The sequence below is a fragment of the Ruegeria sp. BE10 genome (assembly GCF_056538905.1).
The window spans coordinates 288,519-312,472 of the sequence record NZ_JBQFTX010000001.1 but is presented as its reverse complement, the minus strand read 5'-3'; the positions used below and the strand labels follow the sequence as shown (position 1 = coordinate 312,472).

Annotated in this window: 17 protein-coding genes and 1 tRNA gene; 12 read left to right on the top strand and 6 right to left on the bottom strand. The window is 55.9% G+C overall.

Translation table 11 applies throughout. The annotated features are described in order from the left end of the window. Positions 1-12 precede the first annotated feature (12 nt). The 5 genes from ACR0M2_RS01570 to miaA form a co-directional block, all read right to left on the bottom strand. Positions 13-2,100, bottom strand: a complete 2,088-nt coding sequence (locus ACR0M2_RS01570; RefSeq protein WP_480703877.1) for a dipeptide ABC transporter ATP-binding protein — start codon at positions 2,098-2,100, stop codon at positions 13-15. Positions 2,101-2,197: 97 nt separating this feature from the next. After that, positions 2,198-3,661, bottom strand: coding sequence for an ABC transporter permease (locus ACR0M2_RS01565; protein WP_170348472.1), 1,464 nt, complete (start codon positions 3,659-3,661; stop codon positions 2,198-2,200). A gap of 13 nt (positions 3,662-3,674) precedes the next feature. Beyond that, positions 3,675-4,721 (bottom strand): ABC transporter permease, encoded by a 1,047-nt coding sequence (locus tag ACR0M2_RS01560; RefSeq protein ID WP_170348473.1) that lies wholly within the window; start codon positions 4,719-4,721, stop codon positions 3,675-3,677. A 136-nt stretch (positions 4,722-4,857) separates the two neighbouring features. Then, the gene (locus ACR0M2_RS01555) at positions 4,858-6,528 is read right to left on the bottom strand and encodes an ABC transporter substrate-binding protein (RefSeq protein WP_480703876.1); all 1,671 of its coding nucleotides are present in this window, start codon (positions 6,526-6,528) and stop codon (positions 4,858-4,860) included. Positions 6,529-6,840: 312 nt separating this feature from the next. Continuing rightward, positions 6,841-7,746 carry a tRNA (adenosine(37)-N6)-dimethylallyltransferase MiaA gene (miaA, locus tag ACR0M2_RS01550; protein WP_480703875.1) on the bottom strand — a complete coding sequence of 302 codons (906 nt, stop codon included), beginning with the start codon at positions 7,744-7,746 and terminating at the stop codon, positions 6,841-6,843. 96 nt (positions 7,747-7,842) lie between these two features. On the opposite strand from miaA, the gene pyrH reads away from it, so the two are divergent. The 10 genes from pyrH (at position 7,843) to ACR0M2_RS01500 (ending at position 19,970) form a co-directional block, all read left to right on the top strand. Further along, positions 7,843-8,595 carry a UMP kinase gene (gene pyrH / locus ACR0M2_RS01545; protein ID WP_480703874.1) on the top strand — a complete coding sequence of 251 codons (753 nt, stop codon included), beginning with the start codon at positions 7,843-7,845 and terminating at the stop codon, positions 8,593-8,595. Between the two features lie 233 nt (positions 8,596-8,828). Then, a complete protein-coding gene (locus tag ACR0M2_RS01540) occupies positions 8,829-10,415 on the top strand; it encodes a BCCT family transporter (RefSeq protein ID WP_170348477.1) in 1,587 nt (528 codons plus the stop codon). Positions 10,416-10,673: 258 nt separating this feature from the next. After that, positions 10,674-11,900 (top strand): aminotransferase class V-fold PLP-dependent enzyme, encoded by a 1,227-nt coding sequence (locus ACR0M2_RS01535; protein WP_480704212.1) that lies wholly within the window; start codon positions 10,674-10,676, stop codon positions 11,898-11,900. Between the two features lie 48 nt (positions 11,901-11,948). After that, on the top strand, positions 11,949-13,370 hold the full coding sequence (locus ACR0M2_RS01530; protein ID WP_480703873.1) for a cryptochrome/photolyase family protein: 1,422 nt from the start codon (positions 11,949-11,951) through the stop codon (positions 13,368-13,370). Positions 13,371-13,439: 69 nt separating this feature from the next. Next, positions 13,440-14,648, top strand: coding sequence for a class I SAM-dependent methyltransferase (locus tag ACR0M2_RS01525; RefSeq protein ID WP_480703872.1), 1,209 nt, complete (start codon positions 13,440-13,442; stop codon positions 14,646-14,648). Between the two features lie 16 nt (positions 14,649-14,664). Beyond that, the gene (locus ACR0M2_RS01520) at positions 14,665-15,105 is read left to right on the top strand and encodes a TrgA family protein (protein WP_170348481.1); all 441 of its coding nucleotides are present in this window, start codon (positions 14,665-14,667) and stop codon (positions 15,103-15,105) included. A 30-nt stretch (positions 15,106-15,135) separates the two neighbouring features. Further along, positions 15,136-16,251, top strand: coding sequence for an NUDIX domain-containing protein (locus tag ACR0M2_RS01515; protein ID WP_480703871.1), 1,116 nt, complete (start codon positions 15,136-15,138; stop codon positions 16,249-16,251). Positions 16,252-16,320: 69 nt separating this feature from the next. Then, positions 16,321-17,355 (top strand): cysteine synthase A, encoded by a 1,035-nt coding sequence (locus ACR0M2_RS01510; RefSeq protein ID WP_170348483.1) that lies wholly within the window; start codon positions 16,321-16,323, stop codon positions 17,353-17,355. Then, on the top strand, positions 17,355-19,790 hold the full coding sequence (locus ACR0M2_RS01505) for a DUF3772 domain-containing protein (protein ID WP_480703870.1): 2,436 nt from the start codon (positions 17,355-17,357) through the stop codon (positions 19,788-19,790). Before ACR0M2_RS01510 ends, ACR0M2_RS01505 begins: the two co-directional genes overlap by 1 nt. A 90-nt stretch (positions 19,791-19,880) precedes the next feature. Next, positions 19,881-19,970, top strand: a tRNA-Ser gene (locus tag ACR0M2_RS01500). Between the two features lie 50 nt (positions 19,971-20,020). Here ACR0M2_RS01500 and ACR0M2_RS01495 read toward each other — a convergent pair. Continuing rightward, a complete protein-coding gene (locus ACR0M2_RS01495; RefSeq protein ID WP_480703869.1) occupies positions 20,021-20,980 on the bottom strand; it encodes a radical SAM protein in 960 nt (319 codons plus the stop codon). A gap of 1,025 nt (positions 20,981-22,005) precedes the next feature. Between ACR0M2_RS01495 and ACR0M2_RS01490 the strand changes: the two genes are divergently transcribed. Further along, positions 22,006-23,565, top strand: coding sequence for a hypothetical protein (locus tag ACR0M2_RS01490; RefSeq protein ID WP_480703868.1), 1,560 nt, complete (start codon positions 22,006-22,008; stop codon positions 23,563-23,565). Positions 23,566-23,642: 77 nt separating this feature from the next. After that, positions 23,643-23,951 carry a hypothetical protein gene (locus tag ACR0M2_RS01485; protein WP_170348487.1) on the top strand — a complete coding sequence of 103 codons (309 nt, stop codon included), beginning with the start codon at positions 23,643-23,645 and terminating at the stop codon, positions 23,949-23,951. The last annotated feature ends 3 nt before the right edge of the window (positions 23,952-23,954 follow it).

The following is a 23,954-nucleotide window of genomic DNA, read 5'->3' as shown; positions in this document are numbered from 1 at the left end:
CAATTTCGAAGCCTATTCCGCGGCGATTTTGATGACCGGCTCCATACGGGCCAGAATATCTTCGGCCAGATGACATTTCACCTGATGACCATCGGCCATAGTTTTCACTGGCGGTACGTCGCGTTCACACAACCCGCCCGGAACTTCGGATTTCCAACGGCACCGGGTCTGGAACGGGCAACCCGGCGGTGGATTCATGGCTGACGGAATATCCCCCTCAAGCACGATGTGCTGCTTCTCGATCGACGTATCCGCAATGGGAACAGCGCTCAGCAGGGCTTCGGTATAGGGGTGGTAGGGCGGCGCAAAGACCTGATCGGTGGTGCCCAGTTCGACCACATGGCCAAGATACATCACCATCACCCGGTCGCTGAGGTAACGCACAATGGACAGGTCGTGGCTGATGAACAGCAGCGTGGTTTTATGCTCGCGCTGAATCTCCATCAACAGATCAGTCACCGCCGCCTGAACGGACACATCCAGGGCCGAGACGGGCTCATCCGCCACCACAATGCGGGCGTCCCCTGCAAAGGCGCGGGCGATACCGACACGTTGCTTCTGTCCGCCCGACAACTGGCGCGGCATTCGATCCGCAAAGGCGCGGGGTAGCTTCACCAGGTCCAGTAGTTCCAGCATACGTTGCTTACGTTCAGCCTCGGAATTTCCGACGCCGAAAATTTCCAATGCGCGGATAATCTGACGGCCTACGGTCATCGATGGATTCAGTGTGTCGAACGGGTTCTGGAACACCATCTGAACCTCGCCCACGGTCTTGGTGTCGCGCTCCTCAATCGGGACAGCTTCGATATTGCGGTTGTCCAGCAAGATCTGACCGTCGGTGGCCGTTTCCAGCCCCATCAACACCTTGGCGAAGGTGGATTTTCCGCAACCGGATTCACCCACAATGGCCAGTGTCTCGGACTCGTGGGCCTCGAAGCTCAACGTTTCATTGGCTTTTACAACTTTGGTCTCTCCACCCCCGAACAGGGCATTCGCGGCCACCTCATAGTATTTCTTGAGATTGTCCATCTTCAGAATTGTGCGCCCGATTTCGCCCTTTTCCTTCTGTTCAGCCATGGTGATCGGTGCGTTCCAATCGATTTCCTGGAACTTCAGACAGCGCGTGTGGTGCCGATCATTGCCCGGTACCGGCTCCATCAGAATGTTTTGCGCGTCACAACGGCCTTCCTCAAAATAGTCGCAGCGCGGACCAAAGTTACAGCCCGGCGGGCGTTCATGCGGCAGAGGGAAGTTCCCCGGAATGGCCACCAGCGGGCGTGCGTTCTTGTCAGCGCCGGGCAAGGGGATCGAGCGGAACAGCGCCTGCGTGTAAGGATGCTGCATCTCGTCGAACACATCATGAATCGAGCCACGCTCGACCGCTTCACCCGAATACATCACGCACAACCGGTCACAGGTCTCAAGCACTAGACCCAGATTGTGCGAGATGAAAAGCATCGAGGTGCCGTATTTCTTGCCAAGATCCTTGACCAATTCTACCACGGCGGCCTCAACCGTCACATCCAACGCGGTGGTTGGTTCGTCCAGGATCAGCAGCGCTGGTTTTGACATCAACGCCATGGCGATGACGATCCGCTGCTGTTGACCACCCGACAACTGATGGGGGAAGGAATTCAGCATACGTTCGGGGTCGGGCAAGCGTACATCGGTGACCACCTCAAGCGCGCGGGCATAGGCCTCTTCTGCGCCGACGCCCTCGTGGATCATGGGCACTTCCATCAGCTGCTTGCCGATCTTCATCGCCGGGTTCAGCGAGGCCATCGGCTCCTGATAGATCATCGCGATCTCATTGCCACGAATGTCGCGCAACTCGTCCGAGGTCATCTCGGACAGATCACGCCCCTTGAACTTGATGGTGCCGCCGACGATCCGACCGTTTTTGCCCAAGTCCTGCATGACACCCAATGCCACTGTGGATTTGCCGCAGCCTGACTCACCGACCAATCCTACAGCTTCACCCGGTTGCACACTGACCGAGAAATCCATCACGGCCGGAATTTCCCGCAGACGGGTAAAGAAGGAAATCGACAGCTTGTCGATCTCGAGGATCGGACCGTCATAATCCGCCAGTTTGTTCATCGTTTCCTACTCCCTGATGAAATTGATCAAACGACCATTTTCATCTTTTCGAAAATACTTCGGGGGTCCGGGGGCAGGGCCCCCGGCCTCGATCACATCAGTCCTTCAGACTTTCCTCACGCAGGCCGTCCGCCAGCAGGTTCAATCCAAGAACCAGTGACAACAGGGCCAGCGCAGGCGGAAGGGCAGGGTGCAGATAGATCGACAACAGCTTGCGCCCCTCGTTGATCGTCGAACCCCAGTCTGGGCTTTCCGGTGGCAGCCCCAGTCCGAAGAAACCCAAGGTTCCCAAAAGGATGGTGGTGTAGCCAATTCGCAGGCAGAAATCGACAATCAGCGGACCGCGCGCGTTTGGCAGAATTTCCCACAGCATGATGTACCATGGGCCTTCTCCACGGGTTTGCGCCGCCGCCACATAATCTCGCGTCTTTATGTCCAACGCCAAACCACGCACGATGCGGAACACGGTGGGTGAATTCACGAACACAACGGATACGAACACCACCAGGATGCCGCCAGGAATATCGAACAGGTCCAGATATGTCGGCAGTCCCCAGATGCGATAGCTATCTGTATTGATGATGTAACCACCGGTCGAGATCAGCGACAGGTAGAACCAGATCGCAACGCCCAACACCCCGATCAGCAGCGGTGTGCGGAAATTCGGTCGCGTGTAATAGCGTGAATTCAGCAGAACGCCTATGAATAGGATCGGAAAGACGAACAACACAGCTGCCATATAGTTCGGCACGCCCGTCGCTACGATTTCCGGTGTCACCAGCAGGTAGAACAGCAAGATCACCGGGAAGGCCAGGATAAGGTTGGCCAGGAAGGACAGGAACGTATCCAACCGACCGCCATAGTAACCCGCGGGCAGACCCAGAGTGATCCCGACCATAAAGGCAAACAACGTTGCCAGCGGCGCAATCTGCACCACGATCCAGGCACCTTTGACCATGCGGCTGAAGACGTCGCGGGCAAGGTTGTCACCCCCCAACAGATACCAGGTGTATTCCCCCTCTTCCGGGCTGGGCAGAGGTGTTCCGGGAACTTTGTTTTTCATCCCAGAAATCTGTGACAGCGGGTCATGGGTAACGATCAGGTCCAGTGCCCCAAAGATGCCGGTGAAAACCCAGAACATCACAAGGCCGAAGCCGATCATGCCGATGGGGCTGTCGAACAGTTTGCCATAAAGACCCAGACGCCGCTTAAACGCGATCGACATGGCGTACAGGATGATCAGCGACAGCCAGACCGGTAGAAACTGCTGTGAGATCGCACCGATGATCCCCGCGCTGGTACCCAACACGATGCCTAGCACGATATAGGCCACGGCAAGCGCGACACAGGCAGCAAAGCTGTAGCGCAGCGCCTTTTGCGTCAACCCACGCATGCCCGATCCTGAGCTGAGCGTGCCGTCCAGATTCACACTCATCGGCGCCTCGGGCAGTACGATACTGCCAACTATCCAAGTCACGATGGAGACCAGAAGGGCTGCGATTGCGATCATCAACAGCGGGTTCAGGAAGGCGATAGAGCCGGTCCAGGTAAGTGGTTCCATGTTCTAACCCTCCTTAAGAAATGCGAATGCGCGGGTTGAGGTAAACATAGCCGATATCCGAGATCAGCTGGGTCAACAGCACCACAAAGACCGACACGACCGAAATCGCCAACAGCAACTGGATGTCGTTGTTGCCCGCCGCCTGCACCAGTGCCCAACCGAAGCCCTTGTAGTTGAACAGCGTCTCAACAATCACCACGCCGTTCAGCAGCCATGGGAACTGCAGCATAATGACGGTAAAGGGCGCGATCAGCGCATTGCGCAGCGCGTGTTTCATGACAATGTTGGGGAAGGATACGCCTTTCAGCCGTGCGGTGCGAATGTACTGCGCTGTCATCACCTCGGTCATCGAGGCGCGGGTCATTCGGGCGATATAACCCATGCCATACAACGCAATGGTCAGTACCGGCAGGAAAAAGTTCTCGAAGGTCGGATTGTCCATCGCCTGCGTTGCAGTGCCTTTGAACCATTTCAGACCAACGGTGGATGAGGTGAAGATGGCAATGAAGATCACGCCCGACACATATTCTGGCGTCGCCGTCGTTATGATTGAGAATGTAGACAGAGACCGATCCAGCGCTGAGCCTTCGCGCATCCCGGCCAGTACGCCCACCAACAGGGCTGATGGGACCATCAGGATCAAAACCCACATCATCAAGTAGCCGGTATTGCCCAATCGCTTGGCGACAATGGTGCCGACCTCATCCTTGAAAACAGTGGAATAGCCCCAGTCCCCCTGAAGGATGCCGCAAAACCGGGGCGTGGTTTCCTCGGTCAATCCGGGTCGGGTGCAGGTGCCCACGAATGTGCCGTCATCCAGAGTTTTGGAAAACCCCGGTGCCACGCCCAGCCATTGGCCATATTTGACCAACGTGGGTTGCAGGTAGCCACGATTACCCAGCCAGGCCTCGACCTGTTCGTCGGACATCCGTTGGTTGCCCTGGGTTTTGGCCAGCTTTTCCAAGTTTGGGTATAGGTTGGTCAGAAAGAAGACCACGAACGTCAGGCACAATGCTGTCAACAGCATGACGCCAAACCGTCGGAGGATGAATAGTCCCATGATGGCCCCTGTTTTTCGGGTGTTCCGCAGATCGTTGGACCATTTTCTGGCCTCGGACTTCCGACTTGACGCCGGGTTGTCTGCGGCTGGAAAGGGGCGCCTGGATCAGGCGCCCCCGTTGATTGTCTGACAGGTTTTAGGCCGACCAGCCCCACTTGTAGTGGTGATGTTCGAAAGCGATATGCATATCGGTTCCGACCAGACCATCTTTCATATGGCGATACAGCGCGCGCCAGTAGGGTTGGATGGTCACGCCTTCTTCCTGAATCAGCGCCTCGCCTTTGGCGACCACTTCGCGCCGTTTGTCGGCGTCGGCAATGGCCAGGGCTTCGGTCAGGATGGCGTCGAATTCGGAGTTGGCCCAACCGAACTCGTTCCAAGCTTCACCGGATTTATACGCCAATGCCCAGATCTGTACGCCCAGAGGGCGGTGGTTCCAGTTGGTTGAACTGTAGGGGTATTTCGTCCAGTCGTTCCAGAAGGTGTTCCCTGGCAGAACCGTGCGTTTTACATTGATGCCCGCGTCCCGCAGCTGCGCGGCAACAGCGTCGGTTGTGTTCCGGCGCCAGTCGTCGTCAATCGACAGCAGTTCGTGCTCGAAATCAGCCATGCCAGCTTCTTCCATGAGCTTTTTTGCCCCAGCCGGATCGACCGTTTGCTTGGGCAGTTCTGCATAGTCCGGATGGATAGGCCCGACATGGTGGTTTTCAGCCAGCGTGCCGCGACCGCCATAGCCCAATTCAAGCAGAACGCTGTTGTCCACCGCCATTTGCAGAGCTTTGCGCACGCGCTTGTCGGCATAAACCTGTTTGCCGTCAACTTCGGCCAGCTGATTGGGACGGATCACGAGGGTTCCCATGGTGATCACTTCGGATTTCTCATAGCCGAGGCCGTCCATCACATCGATGAATTCACCCACGGATTCGTGCAGCATATCGACTTCGTCCGATTCCAGGGCTGCCAGCCATGCCGACGGATCGGTGCCGTAGTCGATATATTCGATACGATCCAATGTCGCGGGACCAAACACTTCTTCACCCCACCAGGTGTGGTCAGGTGCGCGCACCAATGTGCATTTGACCCCGACTTCCAGCTCTTCAAGGATGTAGGGACCGGTTCCGACGTTGTTGAGTAGGTCGTTTTCATTGAACGAACTATGCACGATGGCCGACGGATAGTCGGACATGCCGGCAATCAATGAAATATCCGAGCTTGGCAGGTTCAGTTTCACCGTCGTCGGATCAACAACTTCGATCGAGCCTTCGATAGCCTGGCCGGTGTCCGCGTCGATCAGGGTCGCAAAGCGACCTGCCATCGAATTGGTTTCCGAGCTTTTGTCACACCAACGCGCAATATTGCGTGCCACGTCATCTGCAGTGAAATCATCGCCGTTGGTCCACTTCACACCCGGGCGCAGTTTCAGTGTGTAGACAGTGGCGTCATCATTGATTTCCCAACCTTCCAGCAACATTCCGCGGAATGTACCGTCCGAGTTGTATTCGACCAGGTATTCCATTGTGCCGCGGGTTTGGTTGCCCATTTCCGACCAGTCATACGTGCGTGGGTCTTTCAGGGCACGAACGCTCATCTGGACGCGCAGGGTGCCGCCTTTTTGTCTGGTATCTTCGCCCTCGGCGCGGACAGGGGCTGCCAAGCCAATCATGCCGTAAGCACCTACAGCAGTAACACCCAGACCCGTGGCGCGGGTCAGAAACTCGCGCCGGCTTAATTTGCCGTCCCGATATTCCTGAGCATGCATCTCTGCCGCCCAGTGAATCGGTGCTCCGGTAAAGGTTTGCTTATTCATCGATGTCTCTCCCTGTGACATGTTCTTTTTATTGAAGAAGGTTGGAACCGTTCAGACCATATTGAGGCGAACAGCAGGTTCTCGGAATACTCGTTGGATTTTCATCATCCCCATGGGGCTATTCCGCCCTAGAATTCAAATGAGGTCAATGTTCGAAATCGACGTAGATAGCACAAAAACGACATGGCTGGGAGTGTTTGCTGTTGTCTCGGGCCTGCAGCGTCTTATTTCAAGCGATGTATACTGTCGTGAACCGAAACAATTGGCGTTTTTGGGAATCGCTGGAAAGGATTCTCGGAGATGAAGTTTGAACTACGGCTTGTATCGTTTTGAGAAATCTATCTGATTCCAATTCTTCATCCGTGCGCGAAACCAGGTGCGCTGGCGTTTGGCGAATCGGCGGGTGGCAATCGTTGCACGCTCTTTGGCGGCGTCCAGCGTAAGATGACCGTCAAGATAGGCCAGCAATTCAGGAACGCCGATGGCTTTGAAGGCGGGCAACGTCGGATCATAGAGGTCTCGCATCGCTTCGACCTCTTGCAGCGCGCCAGAGTCCAGCATCAGATCGAACCGCCGGGTGATGCGATCAAGAAGCCATTGTTTATCCACGTCAAAAACGATCGAAACCGTGTCAGTCAAATTCAGAACGGGCGGCGGTGTCTCAGCCTGCCAGTCGCTCAGGCTTCGTCCGGTGGCCCGCTGCACCTCCCAAGCTCGCTGAACACGGGCGCGGTTCTGCGTGTCGATCCGTTCCTGTGTCCGCGTATCGACACCAGCAATTAATGCGGTCAGGTCCAGTTGATCTGCCTCGGCGCGGATTTCCAGCGGCGTGGCGGGGATGTCGGCCATCCCTTCGGTTAACGCCGAGAAATACAAGCCGGTGCCGCCCACGATGATCGGGCGCTGCCCCCCGGTCAGCAGTGGCGTTACCTCGCGCAGCCAATGACCCGTCGAATACTCCTGATCATACGCGATGTGGCCGTAAAGCAGATGCGGCGCGCGGGCCTCTTCTTCGATCGAAGGGCGGGCCGAAATTACACGCCAGCAGTCATAGACTTGGCTCGCATCCGCATTGACGATCACGCCGCCGAACGTCTCGGCAATCTGCAGGGCCAGGGCCGATTTGCCCGAGGCGGTCGGCCCCGCAATCAACACCGGTTTGTCGTCGGGGATGGGGGGCAGGCGGTCCCAAATCTGCGATCTGTCGTTATTGTCCATTCGGGCTGCCTCAATCGTCACCAATCGCATTGAACCTGCGGAGGTTTTGCTTCATTTTGCGCCGGAAAATAAACCCGTGCCAGCCCGGAGCGCAACATGAGCCTTTCCCCGACCCTCGAATCCACCGAGACCGCCAAAACCAAGTACAATCGCGTGATGCTGAAAATCTCGGGCGAGGCGTTGATGGGTGATCAGGGGTTTGGCTTGTATCCCCCCACCGTTCAGCGCATCGCACAAGAGGTCAAGTCGGTGCATGATCTGGGAGTCGAGATTTGCATGGTCATCGGCGGTGGCAACATTTTCCGCGGCCTCAGCGGTTCAGCACAGGGGATGGAGCGCACAACAGCCGATTATATGGGCATGCTGGCCACGGTGATGAACGCTCTGGGGATGCAGTCGGCGCTTGAGGAAATCGGTGTGTTCACTCGTGTCATCTCAGCCATTCGCATGGATGAGGTGTGCGAGCCCTATATCCGCCGTCGCGCCGTGCGCCACCTTGAGAAAAAGCGGGTTTGCATTTTTGCTGCGGGAACTGGCAACCCGTATTTTACCACCGACACCGCCGCGACTCTGCGTGCCAATGAAATGGCGTGTGAGGCGATTTTCATGGGCAAAAACGGTGTGGATGGGGTTTATGACAAAGACCCCAAAGAACACGCGGACGCAGTGCGCTATGACACGGTTACTTATGATGACGTGCTGGCCAAGCGGTTACGCGTCATGGATGCCTCGGCCATTGCACTGGCACGCGACAACAACCTGCCGCTGATCGTATTTGGCTTGGATGAGCCGGGCGGGTTCCGCGGAATTCTGGCGGGTGAGGGGACCTATACCAAGGTTCAGGGCTAAATCCTTCGACAGCTTTTTGTGTGCAGGCCGGGGCGATTGCCCGGCCTGTTTTCATTTACAGCGGCCGATTTTCGTTATGGCGGTCAGCCGATTTTCGTCATGGCCGTCATATGAAGCAAGCCTGTCACTTTTACGCATTTTGTCGTTTTTAAGTAATAGGTGGTCTTCTCAGTTACGCCCTTGCCGATCCGGATATTGGATGTCCTGCGCATCGATAAGGGGAAGGAAAGATAATGTCCGACAATACGGAAACCGACTATGAAGTCGGTCAGGACAACGTTCAGATCATGGGTCTGGACGTCCACAATCCGGTCTTTGCCGTTTCGGGGCTAACCATCATTGCATTCGTGTTCTTCTCGCTGGTGTTCCGCGAGCAGGCGAGCGAGTTCTTTGGGTGGCTTCGACCGGCTTTGACCAGCAATTTCGACTGGGTGTTCATGATTGCGGCGAACATCTTTGTCGTGTTTTCACTACTGCTGATCGTCACGCCGTATGGTTCGATCCGTCTGGGCGGGGATGATGCCAAGCCGGATTACAGCTATGCCGGATGGTTCTCGATGCTGTTTGCCGCGGGTATGGGCATCGGTCTGGTGTTCTGGGGCGTGGCCGAGCCAATCTCGCATTACGGGTCGTCGCTGGGCGGGGTTGCCGCTGGCGAGGATGGTCTTCGCACCGACTGGGCACCGTTAGGTGCCGGTCTAGAGGACCCCGAAGCCTCGAAGAAGTTGGCGATGGCAGCCACCATTTTTCACTGGGGTATGCACCCTTGGGCCGTGTATGCGGTAGTGGCACTGGCGCTGGCGTTCTTCAGCTTTAACCGCGGTCTGCCGCTGACCATGCGGTCGGTGTTCTACCCGCTGTTTGGTGAGGCGACATGGGGTCCGTTGGGTCACATCATTGACGTTCTAGCCGTGTTCGCCACGATCTTCGGTTTGGCGACATCGCTGGGCTTGGGTGCAACGCAAGCGCTGGCTGGTCTGAATTATCTGTTCGATGTTCCGATCACGGACGGGATGAAAGTTCTGCTGATCGGTCTGATCACGGCATTCGCATTGATCTCAGTGGTTGCTGGCCTCGATAAGGGCGTAAAGCGGTTGTCCGAGGCCAACATGATCCTGGCCGCGGCCTTGTTGCTGCTGGTGCTGATCCTTGGGCCTACCGTGGCGATTCTGACCGGCTTCTTCGACAGCCTGATTGAATACGTCGTCGCATTGCCTGCACTGTCGAACTGGGTCGGTCGCGAAGACACCAACTTTATGCAGGGCTGGACCACCTTCTACTGGGCGTGGTGGATCTCCTGGTCACCATTCGTCGGCATGTTCATCGCCCGAATCTCGCGCGGCCGAACCGTGCGCGAATTCGTGACTTGCGTGATCCTGATTCCAACCGTCGTTGGCGCCTTGTGGATGAGCGTTTTTGGCGGTGCCGCGTTGGATCAGGTTATGTCCGGTTCGGGGCAGGCCCTGTCGGATGCTGCGCTAGAACTCAAGATGTTCTCCATGTTTGAACAATTCCCGATGACAGGTTTGCTGTCCTTCGTTGGCATCGTTCTGGTGGTTGTATTCTTCGTCACCAGCTCGGATTCCGGCTCGTTGGTGATTGATACGATCACGGCAGGTGGCAAAACCGATGCGCCGACGGCGCAGCGTGTGTTCTGGTGCATTCTGGAGGGCGCAATCGCGATCGTTCTATTGCTGGGTGGCGGCCTGGGTGCGCTGCAGGCTGCTGCGATTGCAACAGGCTTCCCGTTTGCGATCGTTCTGGTGCTGATGTGCGTGTCGATCTTCATCGGTCTTGCGAACGAAAAGCGACGCCGCTGAATCCAATTCAGCCCTTCGAAAGCCCCGGACAAGCGTCGGGGCTTTTTTGTTTCATGCCGGGTTGACCGAGCTCAGGGCCGCTGGCTATGTATCCGCGTCTTTTGATTGCCAGATCTGGTCCCGAAAGACTGCCCGTGCTTCTGTTTGTTTGACTGGGGCTGTGGCTGGGCTGGAAGACCTGCCGTGATTTCCGAGTTGTCCGAAATCATGCGCGGGCACGTCATCGGAACAAGCAGCATGAGCAAGGAGCGACGTGCCATGGGCACTCTTGATATCGATTTCGTTAGGGCGCAGTTCCCGGCTTTTTCCGAGCCCTGCCTGCAAGGTCAGGCGTTCTTTGAAAATGCAGGCGGGTCATACACTTGTAAGCCGGTGCTGGACCGGCTGACGCGCTACTATACTCAACGCAAAGTGCAGCCCTACGGCCCCTATGACGCCAGCCGTCTGGCAGGCGAAGAGATGGATGAAGCCCGCGCACGCATGGCTGCGATTCTGGGCGTGAACACAGATGAGCTGAGCTTTGGCCCCTCGACCACTCAGAACACCTATGTTTTGGCGCAGGCATTTCGCCAATGGATGCAGCCGGGCGATGCCATCGTTGTCACCAATCAGGATCACGAGGCCAACTCGGGACCGTGGCGGCGTCTGGCCAAGGACGGGTTTGAAATCCGCGAATGGCAGATCGACCCGGAAACCGGTTCGCTCAACCCGCAGGATCTTGAGAACCTGCTGGACGAGAAGGTGCGTCTGGTCTGTTTCCCGCATTGTTCCAACGTGGTCGGAGAGATTAACCCGGTCACCGAAATCACCGCCATTGCCCATGCGGCGGGAGCGTTTGTCTGTGTAGATGGCGTTTCATACGCGCCACATGGGTTCCCAAATGTCGGCGATCTGGGGCCGGATATCTATCTGTTCTCGGCCTATAAAACCTACGGTCCTCATCAGGGTTGCATGGTGATCAGGCGTGCGCTTGGTGAGCTGCTGCCAAACCAGGCGCACTATTTTAATGCAGACGCGCTGTACAAGCGTTTCACCCCGGCGGGCCCGGATCACGCTCAGATCGCGGCCAGTGCAGGTATGGCGGATTACGTTGATCTGTTGTGCGACCACCATAATGGCCCCAAGGGTAACGCAACCGAACGTGGAGCCTTTGTGCATGACCTGATGCGCGGGCAGGAGGTTGCGCTGCTGCAGCCCGTATTGGACGCGGTCAAGGATCGAAATGCCGTACGCTTGATCGGTACCTCAGATGCTACACGTCGCGCTCCGACCGTAGCGTTATCGCTGAGCCGGAATGCTGAAGCCGTGGCCACCGATCTGGTTGAACACGGGATCATGGCAGGAGGCGGCGATTTTTACGCCGTGCGCCCGTTGCAGGCGATGGGTGTGGATTTGGATCAGGGCGTGTTGCGGGTCAGCTTTACGCACTATACCTCTCAACAGGAAATTGATCAGTTATTGGACGCACTTGACGCCGTTTTGTGATCCGGTTTCTGCTCGGCTTCGTAATGCAAAGAAAACATCCGGGCGGTCATGGAAAACAAACATTCACCGATCATCATGTGGTTCCGGCGGGATTTACGCCTGTCGGACCATCCCGCTCTAAGTGCAGCGGCCCAAACGGGTCGTCCTATTCTGCCGGTTTTCATTCTGGATGATTTGGCTCAAGCGCTCGGTGCCGCGCCGAAATGGCGGCTTGGGCTGGGGCTTGAGGCCTTCGCGCAATCTCTGTCGCACATTGGCAGCCGGTTAATCTTGCGGCGCGGGGACGCGCTGACTGTTTTGCAGAACCTTATCGCAGAAACCGGAGCCAGCGGCGTCTATTGGACGCGAGCGTATGATCCTGATGCCATCGACCGTGACACACGCATCAAGTCTGCTTTGGCAGAGCAGGGGGTAGAGGCCAAATCCTTTGCGGGTCACTTACTGTTTGAGCCCTGGACCGTAGCAACCAAAACAGGCCAGCCGTTTCGTGTGTTCACACCGATGTGGCGATCCGTTCAAGGCCGAGAAGTTGCCACGCCTGAAGGCGTGTCGTCGATCAAAGCACCCTTGAATTGGCCGACTTCGGAAAACCTGACCGGTTGGAACCTGGGTGCGGCAATGAACCGGGGTGCAGCCGTGGTCGCACCTTTTGTCCGCCCCGGCGAGAATGCCGCCTTTGAGGCTTTGCACGAGTTTCTGGACCGAATCCAAGACTATTCGCACGATCGGGACTGTTTGGATTTGGAGGGCACCTCGGATCTGTCCGAATACCTATCGCTTGGCGAAATCGGCCCCCGCAGTGTCTGGCATGCGGTTCAGCGGGCCGCGATGAACGGTACGCAAGGGACAGACGCCTATTTGCGCCAATTGGTTTGGCGTGAGTTTGCGTACCACTTGGTGTATCACACACCGCGTTTGCTCAGCGGGAACTGGAAACCGGAATGGGATACGTTTCCGTGGAACACGGACGCCGATCATCCCTCAGTTGTTGCTTGGCGACAGGCCCGCACCGGTATTCCTGTTGTCGATGCGGGGTTGCGTCAAATGTATGTGACCGGTCGTATGCACAACCGGGCGCGCATGATCGTCGCAAGCTACTTGACCAAGCATCTGATGACGCACTGGAAAATCGGAATGAAATGGTTTGCCGACTGCCTGATCGACTGGGACCCGGCGGCGAATGCTATGGGTTGGCAGTGGGTTGCAGGCTCGGGTCCCGATGCATCACCGTTCTTTCGGATATTTAACCCACTGACACAGCAGGAAAAATTTGATCCTGATGGTGTTTATCTAAAACACTGGATCGCCGAAGGGCAGACCGTGCCTTCGGCTACGGCGGTGGCTTATTTCCGGGCGGTACCGCATTCGTGGGCGCTTGATCCGGCGGAAAATTACCCTTCACCAGTGGTTGATCTGGCCACTGGCCGAGCACGGGCCTTGGCGGCTTATGAAGGCCGAAAAACCGGGTAAGGAACTGAAAACTTGCCAGAAACACAAACTCGGCCTAGCTTTTAACTGCGGCCGCACAGGGGAGAGCGGATGATCCTGACGACAACTGAAGGGCAAAAAGACCTGCCCAGATACTTTGCTCAAGTGTTCAAAATGTTGAACCGGATGGGTTCGGGGCGAATGGATATCGCTTTGCCCGATGGGCGCGTGTTCCGATCCGAAGGTGCCAAGCCGGGGCCAGTGGCGCGCGTGGACATTCACGATCCCGACGTATTTGCGCGTTTGATCCGAGAGGGTGAGCTGGGTTTTTCGGATTCTTACCTAGAAGGTGGGTGGAGCACGCCCGACCTGCGATCGTTCATGGATCTGGTGCATTTAGGGACCGAGACGGTGTATGACGATTTCACCGGAAGGTTCCTGGTGCAAGCCTATGAACGGCTTCGATTTTGGTTGCACAACAACAACCGTCGACAAGCAAAGAAGAACATCTCGTACCATTACGATTTGGGGAACGATTTCTACAGGCTGTGGCTGGATGAAACGATGACCTATTCCAGCGCGCTGTTCGAAACAGGGCAGGAAAGCCTGGAAAAAGCGCAAACTGCGAAATATGCTAGCCTAGTCGATGAAATGGGTGCCAATCCCGGTGACCACATCCTTGAGATCGGTTGCGGATGGGGCGGTTTCGCTGAATATGCCGCAAAAGAGCGTGGCCTTCGGGTCACAGGTTTGACGATCAGCCAGGAACAGTTAAACTTTGCGCGGCAAAGAATTGAAAAAGCAGGACTTTCTGACCTTGTTGAGTTCAAATTGCAAGATTATCGCGACGAGCGTGGCCAGTATGACGGCATCGCCTCGATTGAGATGTTCGAAGCCGTCGGACAGAAATATTGGCCGGTTTACTTTGAGACTGTGCGTGATCGGTTAAAACCCGGTGCGCACGCGACCCTTCAAATCATAACCGTTGCCGATCACCGTTGGGATATTTACAAGAACGGCGTTGATTTCATTCAGAAATATATCTTTCCCGGCGGAATGCTCCCCGCGCCGACGATCCTGAAACAGCAGGTGGCAGAGGCAGGATTGAACGTCGTGAAATCGCGGGAATTCGGAAAAAGTTATGACCTGACATTGCGTCGTTGGTACGAGACGTTCAACGACAAATGGGACGAAATTTCGGAAATGGGCTTTGACGAGCGTTTCCGGCGCATGTGGAACTATTATTTAACCGCGTGTGGCGCGGCCTTTGACACTGGCAACTGCGATGTGACACAGATCACTATAGCAAAACCCAGTTAACAAAGGGAAATTCCGAATGCCCACTGCGCCGCGACTTGTTGCTTCACTATGCCTATTGGCAGTGGCCTTTATCGTGTCGAGCATGATCATCAGCAACGGCGAAGAGGGCAAGGACTATGGCTGGTTCACCTATGTCAACATGATTATTGCGGTGGCCTGTGGTTGGAAGGTGATGGGAAAGCGCGTTGGTCGCGGCTGGACCGCTGCGGTCAATAATGGCATCGCTGGGGTTGTATCATTGGTATTCTGGGCCCTTTTTGTTCAGGGCTGCTACGAGATGTTCCGACTGGCCATGCGTCATCGCTATGACGGCCCGTTCGAGGCGCTCACGGCCATTTTCCAGATTGGTGTGGAGTACGGCAAACTGCTCATCGTTCCGGAAATTCTGTGGACTTTGGCTATCGGAGCTCTTATCGCAGGGCTTGCAACCGAAGAAGCCGGCCGTCGCTGGCGATAACTCACCAGAATTTAGACGAGCTTTACTCTAGTGTCCGATTTGTTTTTTTACGGCACGCTCAGGCATTTGCCGCTGCTGGAATGTGTGCTTGGCCACCCGCTGTCACAAATAAAAATATCTCAGGCCAGTTTGCCGGACCATGCGGTTTATGGCGTGGCAGGGCAGGCTTTCCCGATGATTGTTCCAGAAAAGGGCAGTCAGGCCATGGGGTTGTTGGTTCAGGGTTTCAGCCCCGAAGACCTGAAACGATTGGCTTTTTACGAAGGTGGGTTCGACTATGATCTCAGCCCGCACAGTGTGGACGTTGCTGACGGCTCACGCGCCGAGGCTAGTGTGTTCTTTCCCGAACCCGAATTGTGGACACCAGACAAGCCGTGGTCGTTGCAGGCCTGGGTTGATGAATGGTCCGAAGTGACCTTGCTGGCTGCACAAGAAGAGCTGGCCTATTACGGCAAGGTCGACGCAACCACGATCGCTCGTAACTTTGCGCCGATCCGCACCCGGGCTTGGGCTAAGCTGGCTGCGCGAAAACGCCAGACGGGCGATCCGCGTGACGTCGCAAAAGACGTGATCGTGCAAAGCCATCGGCGGGCCTATGTCAATTATTTCGGTGTGGAAGAATTGGATGTGCAGCACCGCCAGCATGACGGAACGATGGGTCCCGTGCTGCACCGGAGCGGATTGATGCAGGGGGCCGCCGTCGTTGTTCTGCCTTATGACCCGGTGCGCGACACTGTTCTTTTGGTTGAACAATTCCGCGCGCCGGTTTTTCTGATCGACGATCCCGAACCGTGGATGTGGGAGCCGGTAGCAGGCATGATCGACCCCGGTGAAACGCCGGATCAGGCCGCCCATCGCGAAGTGCAGGAAGAGGCGCAAGTGTCTTTGAGCGCCTTGGAATATGCGGGCGGTGCCTACTCCTCGAGCGGGTCATCGACCGAGTATGTCTACCTTTATGTTGGGTTGGCTGATTTGACCCGGACCATCGACAATGGTGGAGTTGCTACGGAAGGTGAGGATATTCGCACACAAATCCTTCCATATGACGCGTTCCTTCAAAAGGTCGACAACAACGAATTCAAGGATTTGCCCCTGTTGATGATGGCAAATTGGCTGGCCCGGCATCGCGATCGTTTGCGCGGTTAACTATCGCCGCTTGTGGTTGTCGCACGGCATCTGTAAATCTTCGTTGATACGTAATGAAATGAGGGCGCCATGCGCATTGCACGAGACCTTGCCGACGCAGTCGGGAAAACACCGCTGATCCGGTTGAAGCGCATCAGTGAAGAGACCGGTTGCGAGATTCTCGGGAAGGCCGAGTTCATGAACCCGGGGCAATCGGTCAAGGATCGCGCAGCGCTCTACATCATCAAGGACGCAATTGCGCGCGGTGAGCTGAAGCCCGGCGGAACCATTGTCGAAGGCACGGCCGGTAACACCGGTATTGGCCTTGCATTGGTGGGCGCGTCGATGGGGTTCAAAACGGTGATCGTGATCCCGGAAACCCAATCCGAGGAAAAGAAAGACATGCTGCGTCTGGCGGGCGCGCAACTGGTTCAGGTTCCGGCCGCCCCGTATCGCAACCCCAACAACTTTGTGCATTATTCGCGCCGTCTGGCCGAGGAACTGGCGCAGACTGAACCCAATGGCGCGATCTGGGCCAATCAGTTCGACAATGTTGCCAACCGTCAGGCCCATGTGGAAACCACCGGCCCCGAGATTTGGGAGCAGACAGGCGGCAAGGTTGATGGCTTCGTCAGCGCTGTAGGTTCGGGTGGTACGCTGGCCGGCGTGGCCGACGCGTTGCAGCCCAAGGGCGTCAAGATCGCTCTGGTCGATCCGATGGGGGCAGGACTGTATTCGTACTACACCACTGGTGAGATCGCTATGGAGGGCAGCTCGATCGCCGAAGGTATCGGTCAAGTGCGCATTACCAAGAACCTTGAAGGGTTCAAGCCAGACTTCTCGTACCAGATGACCGATAACGAGGCGCTGCCATACATCTTTGATCTGCTGCGCGAGGAGGGTCTGGTTATGGGCGGGTCGACCGCGATCAACATGGCGGGCGCGGTGCGTCTGGCCAAGGATCTGGGGCCGGGCCACACCATTGTGACGATCCTATGCGACTTTGGCACGCGCTATCAGTCCAAACTGTTCAATCCCGAATTCCTGCGTGAAAAGGAACTGCCGGTGCCAGATTGGATGACCGAAGCCCCACGCAGCATTCCTGGCGTATTCGAGGACGTATGATGCTGCGGCAGGTTCGCCTGTTTCTTGCGTTTCTTCTGGTTTGTTTTGCCATGCTGGGCGGCCCCGTTGCCGCCCAGTTGACTGATCGGCAAAGCGAATATTACCAGAACTGGCTTGAGACGGCGGATCGCGCCGAGAAGGATATCGAATCCGATCGCACGTCAAACGCGGCTTTGGAAAACCTGCGGGCTGAAATCCACAACTATCGTGAGGATTTCAACAATGCACGTGGCGCCAATACCGACCGTATCCAGACGCTGGACGCGCAGATCAAGGCGTTGGGACCAGCCCCCGAAGGGGATGCGACCGAACCCGAAGAGATTGCCAAGCTTCGCGAGCATCTGGAAAACCAACTGACCAGCCTGCAGGTGCCGCAAATCATCTCGGAAGAAGCGTTCAGCCGCGCCAACGGCCTGATCAGCGAGATAGACAGCCTGTTGCGCGAGCGGCAGACAAAAGAGCTTTTAGAACGCGGTGTATCGCCGCTTAACCCTGTCTATTGGGGCCCAGCCTGGGTCGATATTGTCGAGGCTGTGCGAGGCCTGATCAATGAATCTGCGCTGAACCTGAAAACCAAAATCGTTCAAAAACACCTGAAAGAGCGCGGGCTGGGCATTTTCTTCCTAACCGTCGCTGCGGGGGTTTTGCTGTATTACGGGCGTTACTGGTCCGAGGCTGCCGGTGAATATCTGCGGCAGTTGGGCGGCCGGGGCAGCGGCGTGTGGTCGTTTCTGGTTTCACTGCTGCGGATTCTGCTGCCATGGCTGGGTGTCTGGTTGCTGGTTCAGGCGATCATCATGACTGGCCTGCCGGGATTGCGCGGAACGCTATTAATCCAGAATGTTCCTTATTGGGCCGCGATTATCTTTTATTACGACTGGATCGGGCGTCAGGTTCACATCTCGCAGGCGGCACAGAACTTTAACCGGCTATCCCGCAAGAGTGTCACGCAGTTGCGGGTATACTTGGATATTCTGGCGATCTTCCTGATCGTGTACGAATTCGGGCTGCTGTTTGATCAGATCGAAAACATTTCGGACGCGACCCGGGCCGTTATCGGCTTTCCTGTGGTAGTGGGAACCGCGCTGGTTCTTCTGCGTATCCGCCGGATTCAGACCTCAAAACCGGAAGCCGAAGATGGGCAATCTGGTGAAACGCCGCGAAGTGCCGGGCTGACCCAGCTGATGGACTTTCTGCGCAAGGCGATTTTTTTGCTGGGGATCGCGAGCCCGATTTTGGCGGCTATTGGATATACCAACGCAGCCGAGGGGATCGTTTTCCCGGCGGTGAAAACGCTGGTTCTGTTTGCGGCTTTGACGATCTTTCATCGCTTTATCACCTCGGTTTACGGCTGGCTCAGCGGGCAAGGTGAGTCGGCGCGGGACTCACTGTTTTCGGTGTTGGCCGGGTTTATAATCGCCATTCTGACCTTGCCGGTTCTGGCGCTGTATTGGGGCGCACGAAAGACTGACTTGCTTGAAGTCTGGTCGCGTTTGCTGCTTGGTTTTGACATTGGCGGCGTTACGATTTCGCCCAGAAACTTCTTTACCTTCCTGATCGTGTTTGTCATCGGCTACGGACTGACCCGGCTGCTGCAAAGCGGGCTGCGGAATTCGTTGCTTCCCAAAACCAGTATCGATCCGGGCGGTCAGAACGCTATTGCTGCTGGCACCGGTTATGTGGGGATTTTCCTGGCCGCGCTGGTGGCCATCATGTTGGCGGGATTTGATCTATCCTCGCTAGCCATTGTCGCGGGTGCCTTGTCGGTTGGTATCGGTTTTGGACTACAGACCATCGTGTCGAATTTTGTGTCGGGGATCATCCTGCTGGTCGAGCGCCCAATCTCCAAGGGGGACTGGATCGATGTGAATGGGATGATGGGTTATGTGCGCGATATCTCGGTACGGTCGACCCGGATTGAAACCTTTGACCGAACTGATGTGATCGTTCCCAACTCGGACCTGATCAGCGGGGTGGTGACGAACTACACGCGGGGCAACACGATCGGGCGCGTTATCGTGCCGGTTGGCGTGGCCTACGGCACGGATACCCGCGTGGTCGAGAAGATTTTAGGTGAGATTGCCAATTCCCATCCGATGGTTCTGGCGCATCCAGCGCCCAGCGTGGTGTTTCAGGGCTTTGGTGCGGATTCGCTGGATTTTGAAATTCGCGCCATCTTGCGCGACGTGAACTGGGTGCTTTCGGTGAAATCGGATATGAACCACGAGATCAACCGCCGGTTTGTCGAAGAAGGTATTGAAATCCCCTTCGCACAGCGCGATGTCTGGCTGCGCAATCCTGAGACGCTGCAAGGGCAGGGGCGTGCGCAAAAAACCGAACCTGCAACGGAAAGAACACCTACCGAACCCCTGTCTTCCAAGCCTGCGGACATGACCGAGGCCGATCTTGCAGACGGTGATGGGGATGAGCTGTAACGGGGTTTGTGGCGGAACTGCGGAAGGTTGAATTTTCGCTTTAATCGCCCCTTGCAAATCCCCCGGCGATGGTCCAAATATCGCGCGCACGGAGAGGTGGCCGAGTGGTCGAAGGCGCACGCCTGGAAAGTGTGTAGGCGGGAAACCGTCTCCAGGGTTCGAATCCCTGTCTCTCCGCCATCCTTACCTGATTTCCGCATTTGAACTTTGACCTATTAATTGCGCGGAAGTTATATCTCCTTACGGATCAGGATGTCGGCCAGACAAGAGCATGCGTCTTTTGTGCATCGAATTTGACCGCGAGGCAGGTCAAGCGCGTCGCCGAGAGTCCCTATTTTGCCCCCAACGCCGCAGACGCCCCGGAAGATTTCGCCATTCCCCCGGACCCGAAGGGATTCAAGCCCTACGTTGCATTTATATCCACGCCAGCGGTTCATATCCCTAAGAAGGAAGTCATTGGGGCGGAGTATCTCAGTGTGGCCCGACCGCGTGGTTGCGCGCATCAGTGATCGAGGTTCTTCACCAACCGGGGCCCTGTCCGAGGGCAAACCCACCGCGAGAACCTGCAACTGGTCGTCGGTGTAATCGTACAGCTGCACTCCGAAATCTTTCCGCAACGGTTTCAAGGAAATCGAAGCGGTGGGCAGCGCCGCGCGTAATTCTCGCGCATCTTCAAGCGTCTGATCAAAACGATCTGGATGCATCGTCACGTTAATATGAACGGTGATACGGTCAGTCATCGTACCCGCCACTTGGATAAAATGGCTCAGCTCTGCAAATTCGGCATGATAGGTCAGGATAACGCTGTTCAGGCGGCTGTTGATCATCTCCCAAAACCGAAGTGTGCGCGACGCATTGCTGATCAGGCTGACCTTGAACCCTATATCGGACGCATGACCTAGCAGATCAATGATGCGAGGATGCATTGTGGGTTCGCCGCCTGTAAACTGCAGCCAGACAATCTTGCCTAATTCATCCACATAGTGTCGATTTAATTGACGGTACAGATTCAGAACGTCATCGGTTTTCTGCCACTCAAGCGAACCGTCGTGCAAAGCCTTTGGGCAATAACTGCACGCATAGCTGCACGAATTCCCGAGCGTCCAGTCCACCACGACCATGTTGCCACACGCAGGATCGGGGTGGTCAATCAGAGTAAATAGGTCCGGATGGTTCTGGATATCTTCCATTAAAATCCAAGCGTTTAGCTAAGTTCCTCCGACAGTGCGACCAGAGTGGTCCTGTGGCCCCCACCAATTTTCCACAGCCTAGCTTGAAATAGGAATTGGAACAAAATTTTTTGGAACACTAGGCATCAATGGCGCTTTGGTGGACGGTTTCGGATACCTGAGAACCCATTTCACAAGGCCAATTGCCTATGTGACAGGGCGATTGCGGGTTCGGTCGACTTGTTTTCGAGTGGCCATCTTTTTATAGTTTAAACATAATCTTTTAGAATTTTCGGCGCTAAGGCGTAACCGGTTTGTCGAATTTACAATAAAATAGGGCCTGTTTCGGCGGCCAGTCGGGGGAATTTATGACAAAGGCTAACGGCCCAAGAACTCGACCTAAAGTTGCCAAGAAAACTGCCAATCAAACGGCGGATATCTATGATTTTGTGCAATCCCCCGAGTGGCAGAAGGTGCTTGAAAAAGCGCGGGTAGAACGAGAAAAAAACCTTTCGGCGCCTGCGCAGCAAAACAAAGAGGGTCAACAACCCAAACCGGTTCGCCGTAGGACCAACCAATCAACCACAAATGAGCGTGCCCAAAGCAAGCAAAAGCCATGGTCCGCTCAGGTAGAGGAAGCAAGACACAAAAGAAATGAAGTGCTTGCCCGTCGTGCAGCCGAGTCGAAAAAAGCAGACCCCAGTAGTCCTGAGGCCCGTCAGGGAGATCTGCAAGGCGGAGACAAAGCAACCTCTACACGGACACCGAGACAGGAAGACAAGCCGACCAATCGTGAACAGACTGATCGTGCAGCTGCTAAACCAGACCAAGCAACAGCCAAGAGCGTTCTGGAAGAAAAGGGCGCAGGGAGGCCGGGCCCGTCTGATGACGCTCTGGTCAGCGAAGACGCGTCCTTAAGCGCGCTGACGAGGGCAGAGTTAAGTTTAATACTGTCTTCCGAGGAAGTTGATCATCGCCTGTCCAAAAAGCTCCTGCAACAGCTGAAAGATCACCAACGGACGCGGCGCAGGATCAGGTGGAGCTTGGTGGCCCTTGGATGCTCCATCGGTGTGGTTGCTTCGTCTTCGATATTTCTGACTTTGTTCGGATTGGGTGTATCGAACCCGATTGAAAGCGCGGCTATTGGGTCTACTGATGGTGCAGCGGCAGACGATTTTGGCCAAACCGGACCATCGCAACCTGATGTGCCGAGTGGAGCAGGGGGCGAAACTGTCATTTCCGCCGATTTGTTCGACGCGTCATCATTGCCGTCGTCATCCGGCGCAGAATTGGAAGAGACGCAGGATTTGAGCAATCTTGCCTCATCAGCGCCCCTTCAGTCCGAGTTGGCGGAAACGGCCGAGATCGTTGATCCCGGCACTCCAAGTCTGGCCCCTAGCGTTCTGTCGTATGTTCCGACGCTTGAACCACCGTTACTACCGGTAGGCGGCGCTGGCTATTTGCCGAGACGAGAGGCTAATCCCAGTTTCCTGCCTTATGAGTTCGAACCAGAGTTCTTTACTACGTCGATCGCTTTGCTGGACGAAGTTTCTGCAGGCTTTGATCCAGTGGCGATTTCGATTGACCCGATCCCGCCCTCGCGGCGTAAGACTACTGTTTCTTCTAGCACCGAGGTTGTTGAGCCCAGCACCTCAAGCGTGCCGCCTAGCGTCTTGTCATTTGTTGCGGCGCTTGAACCACCGCTGTTGCCGGTGGGCGGGGCTGGTGACCTACCAAAACAAGAGGCAAACCCGAGTTTTCTGCCTTATGAACTTGAACCAGAGCTTTTCGCCACGCGGATTGCCTTGGTGGATGAGATTTCCACAGAAATTGATCCTTTGACGATTTCGATCGACCAGATCATTCCCCCGCAGCGCGCGCCCAGCGTGTCTTCACAGCTTGTGTCGTTGCAATCTCCGGTGGCTTTGGAAGCCGCAGAAGATCACCAGTTGCCGTCAATTCGGATCCTGGAACCTCAGCCAGATCGTCCTTTGGCGGGTAATCCTGCTGAGCGTCCTTTGAAAGTCGTTTCATCTGATCCTTCGATCTTGCTGGAAGACGTGGCGCTTAGCCCGCCAATCCCACAGGCGCTTACTTTGAAACAGACTCCAAACCCGCAGGATTCGGCCACACCCGCGGCATTGCCTACCGAGGATATTGCGGCCCTACCGAGCGAAGACGCCAAGCCATCGAATCCGAGTGCAAGTGGTGGCGGCGCGTCATTCAGGCTCTACGCGCCAAACAAGATTCCCAATGATGCTGTGGACTCATTTGTTGCTGAATTAACAACGACAGGGCATGAACTTAGCGGAACGGCGCGCGTTGGTTACAAAGTATCCCAATCCAATGTGCGGTTTTATCACAGACAGGATGCGGCCAAAGCTGCCGCCCTTGCTAAGGACGCAGGCGCCTTGTTGCGCGATTTCACGGGATCGAAATCCAAAACACCCACCGGGGTGATCGAATTGTATTTGGCCGGCGAAGGTCTTGGCCAAGCTCCGGTCAAACGGGTGGCCAAGAAAAGCCGCCGGACCACAACCCAAAGTAGCCCGGTTAACCGCCTTAAAAGTCAGGTTCTGAAAAAACTCAGGACAACGACAAACTAATGGCGCTATTATAGGGTAAGTGCGAAGGACTAAGTTGAATTGTGAAAAGTTAAAAAGTATCGACGGGTTTTTGTAAAATGACTGAAAGCAGACTTATTGGCATAGTAACCGCGCTACTATTTCTAACGACGGCGCAGGATGCGCGCGCTGAGATCACGCTTGAGCATCTCCTTGCCATCGATCAACTCTTGTCGGCCAATGACACCCAGGCGCTACGCTCGTATCTGGAAAGAAATCCCGGATTGCTGACCGGAACCGATGAACTGTCGGTCGAATTGCGCAGCTTTTACGAGGCCGCGTCCACGGGCACTTTAAACTTTGGCTATACCGCCGGTCCGACAGCCGGTACCGCGGCTGCTGCGACCGACAACGAGCTGGCGCATTAAAGC

Bases quoted from the DNA above. Each gene is read 5' to 3' on its own strand.
- ACR0M2_RS01525 (WP_480703872.1), top strand. From the start codon at position 13,440: ATGATCCTGACGACAACTGAAGGGCAAAAAGACCTGCCCAGATACTTT.
- ACR0M2_RS01505 (WP_480703870.1), top strand. From the start codon at position 17,355: ATGCTGCGGCAGGTTCGCCTGTTTCTTGCGTTTCTTCTGGTTTGTTTT.
- ACR0M2_RS01485 (WP_170348487.1), top strand. From the start codon at position 23,643: ATGACTGAAAGCAGACTTATTGGCATAGTAACCGCGCTACTATTTCTA.
- ACR0M2_RS01555 (WP_480703876.1), bottom strand. From the start codon at position 6,528: ATGAATAAGCAAACCTTTACCGGAGCACCGATTCACTGGGCGGCAGAG.
- ACR0M2_RS01560 (WP_170348473.1), bottom strand. From the start codon at position 4,721: ATGGGACTATTCATCCTCCGACGGTTTGGCGTCATGCTGTTGACAGCA.
- ACR0M2_RS01565 (WP_170348472.1), bottom strand. From the start codon at position 3,661: ATGGAACCACTTACCTGGACCGGCTCTATCGCCTTCCTGAACCCGCTG.
- ACR0M2_RS01535 (WP_480704212.1), top strand. From the start codon at position 10,674: ATGGGCACTCTTGATATCGATTTCGTTAGGGCGCAGTTCCCGGCTTTT.
- ACR0M2_RS01510 (WP_170348483.1), top strand. From the start codon at position 16,321: ATGCGCATTGCACGAGACCTTGCCGACGCAGTCGGGAAAACACCGCTG.
- ACR0M2_RS01540 (WP_170348477.1), top strand. From the start codon at position 8,829: ATGTCCGACAATACGGAAACCGACTATGAAGTCGGTCAGGACAACGTT.
- ACR0M2_RS01495 (WP_480703869.1), bottom strand. From the start codon at position 20,980: ATGGAAGATATCCAGAACCATCCGGACCTATTTACTCTGATTGACCAC.
- pyrH (WP_480703874.1), top strand. From the start codon at position 7,843: ATGAGCCTTTCCCCGACCCTCGAATCCACCGAGACCGCCAAAACCAAG.
- ACR0M2_RS01530 (WP_480703873.1), top strand. From the start codon at position 11,949: ATGGAAAACAAACATTCACCGATCATCATGTGGTTCCGGCGGGATTTA.
- ACR0M2_RS01520 (WP_170348481.1), top strand. From the start codon at position 14,665: ATGCCCACTGCGCCGCGACTTGTTGCTTCACTATGCCTATTGGCAGTG.
- ACR0M2_RS01570 (WP_480703877.1), bottom strand. From the start codon at position 2,100: ATGAACAAACTGGCGGATTATGACGGTCCGATCCTCGAGATCGACAAG.
- miaA (WP_480703875.1), bottom strand. From the start codon at position 7,746: ATGGACAATAACGACAGATCGCAGATTTGGGACCGCCTGCCCCCCATC.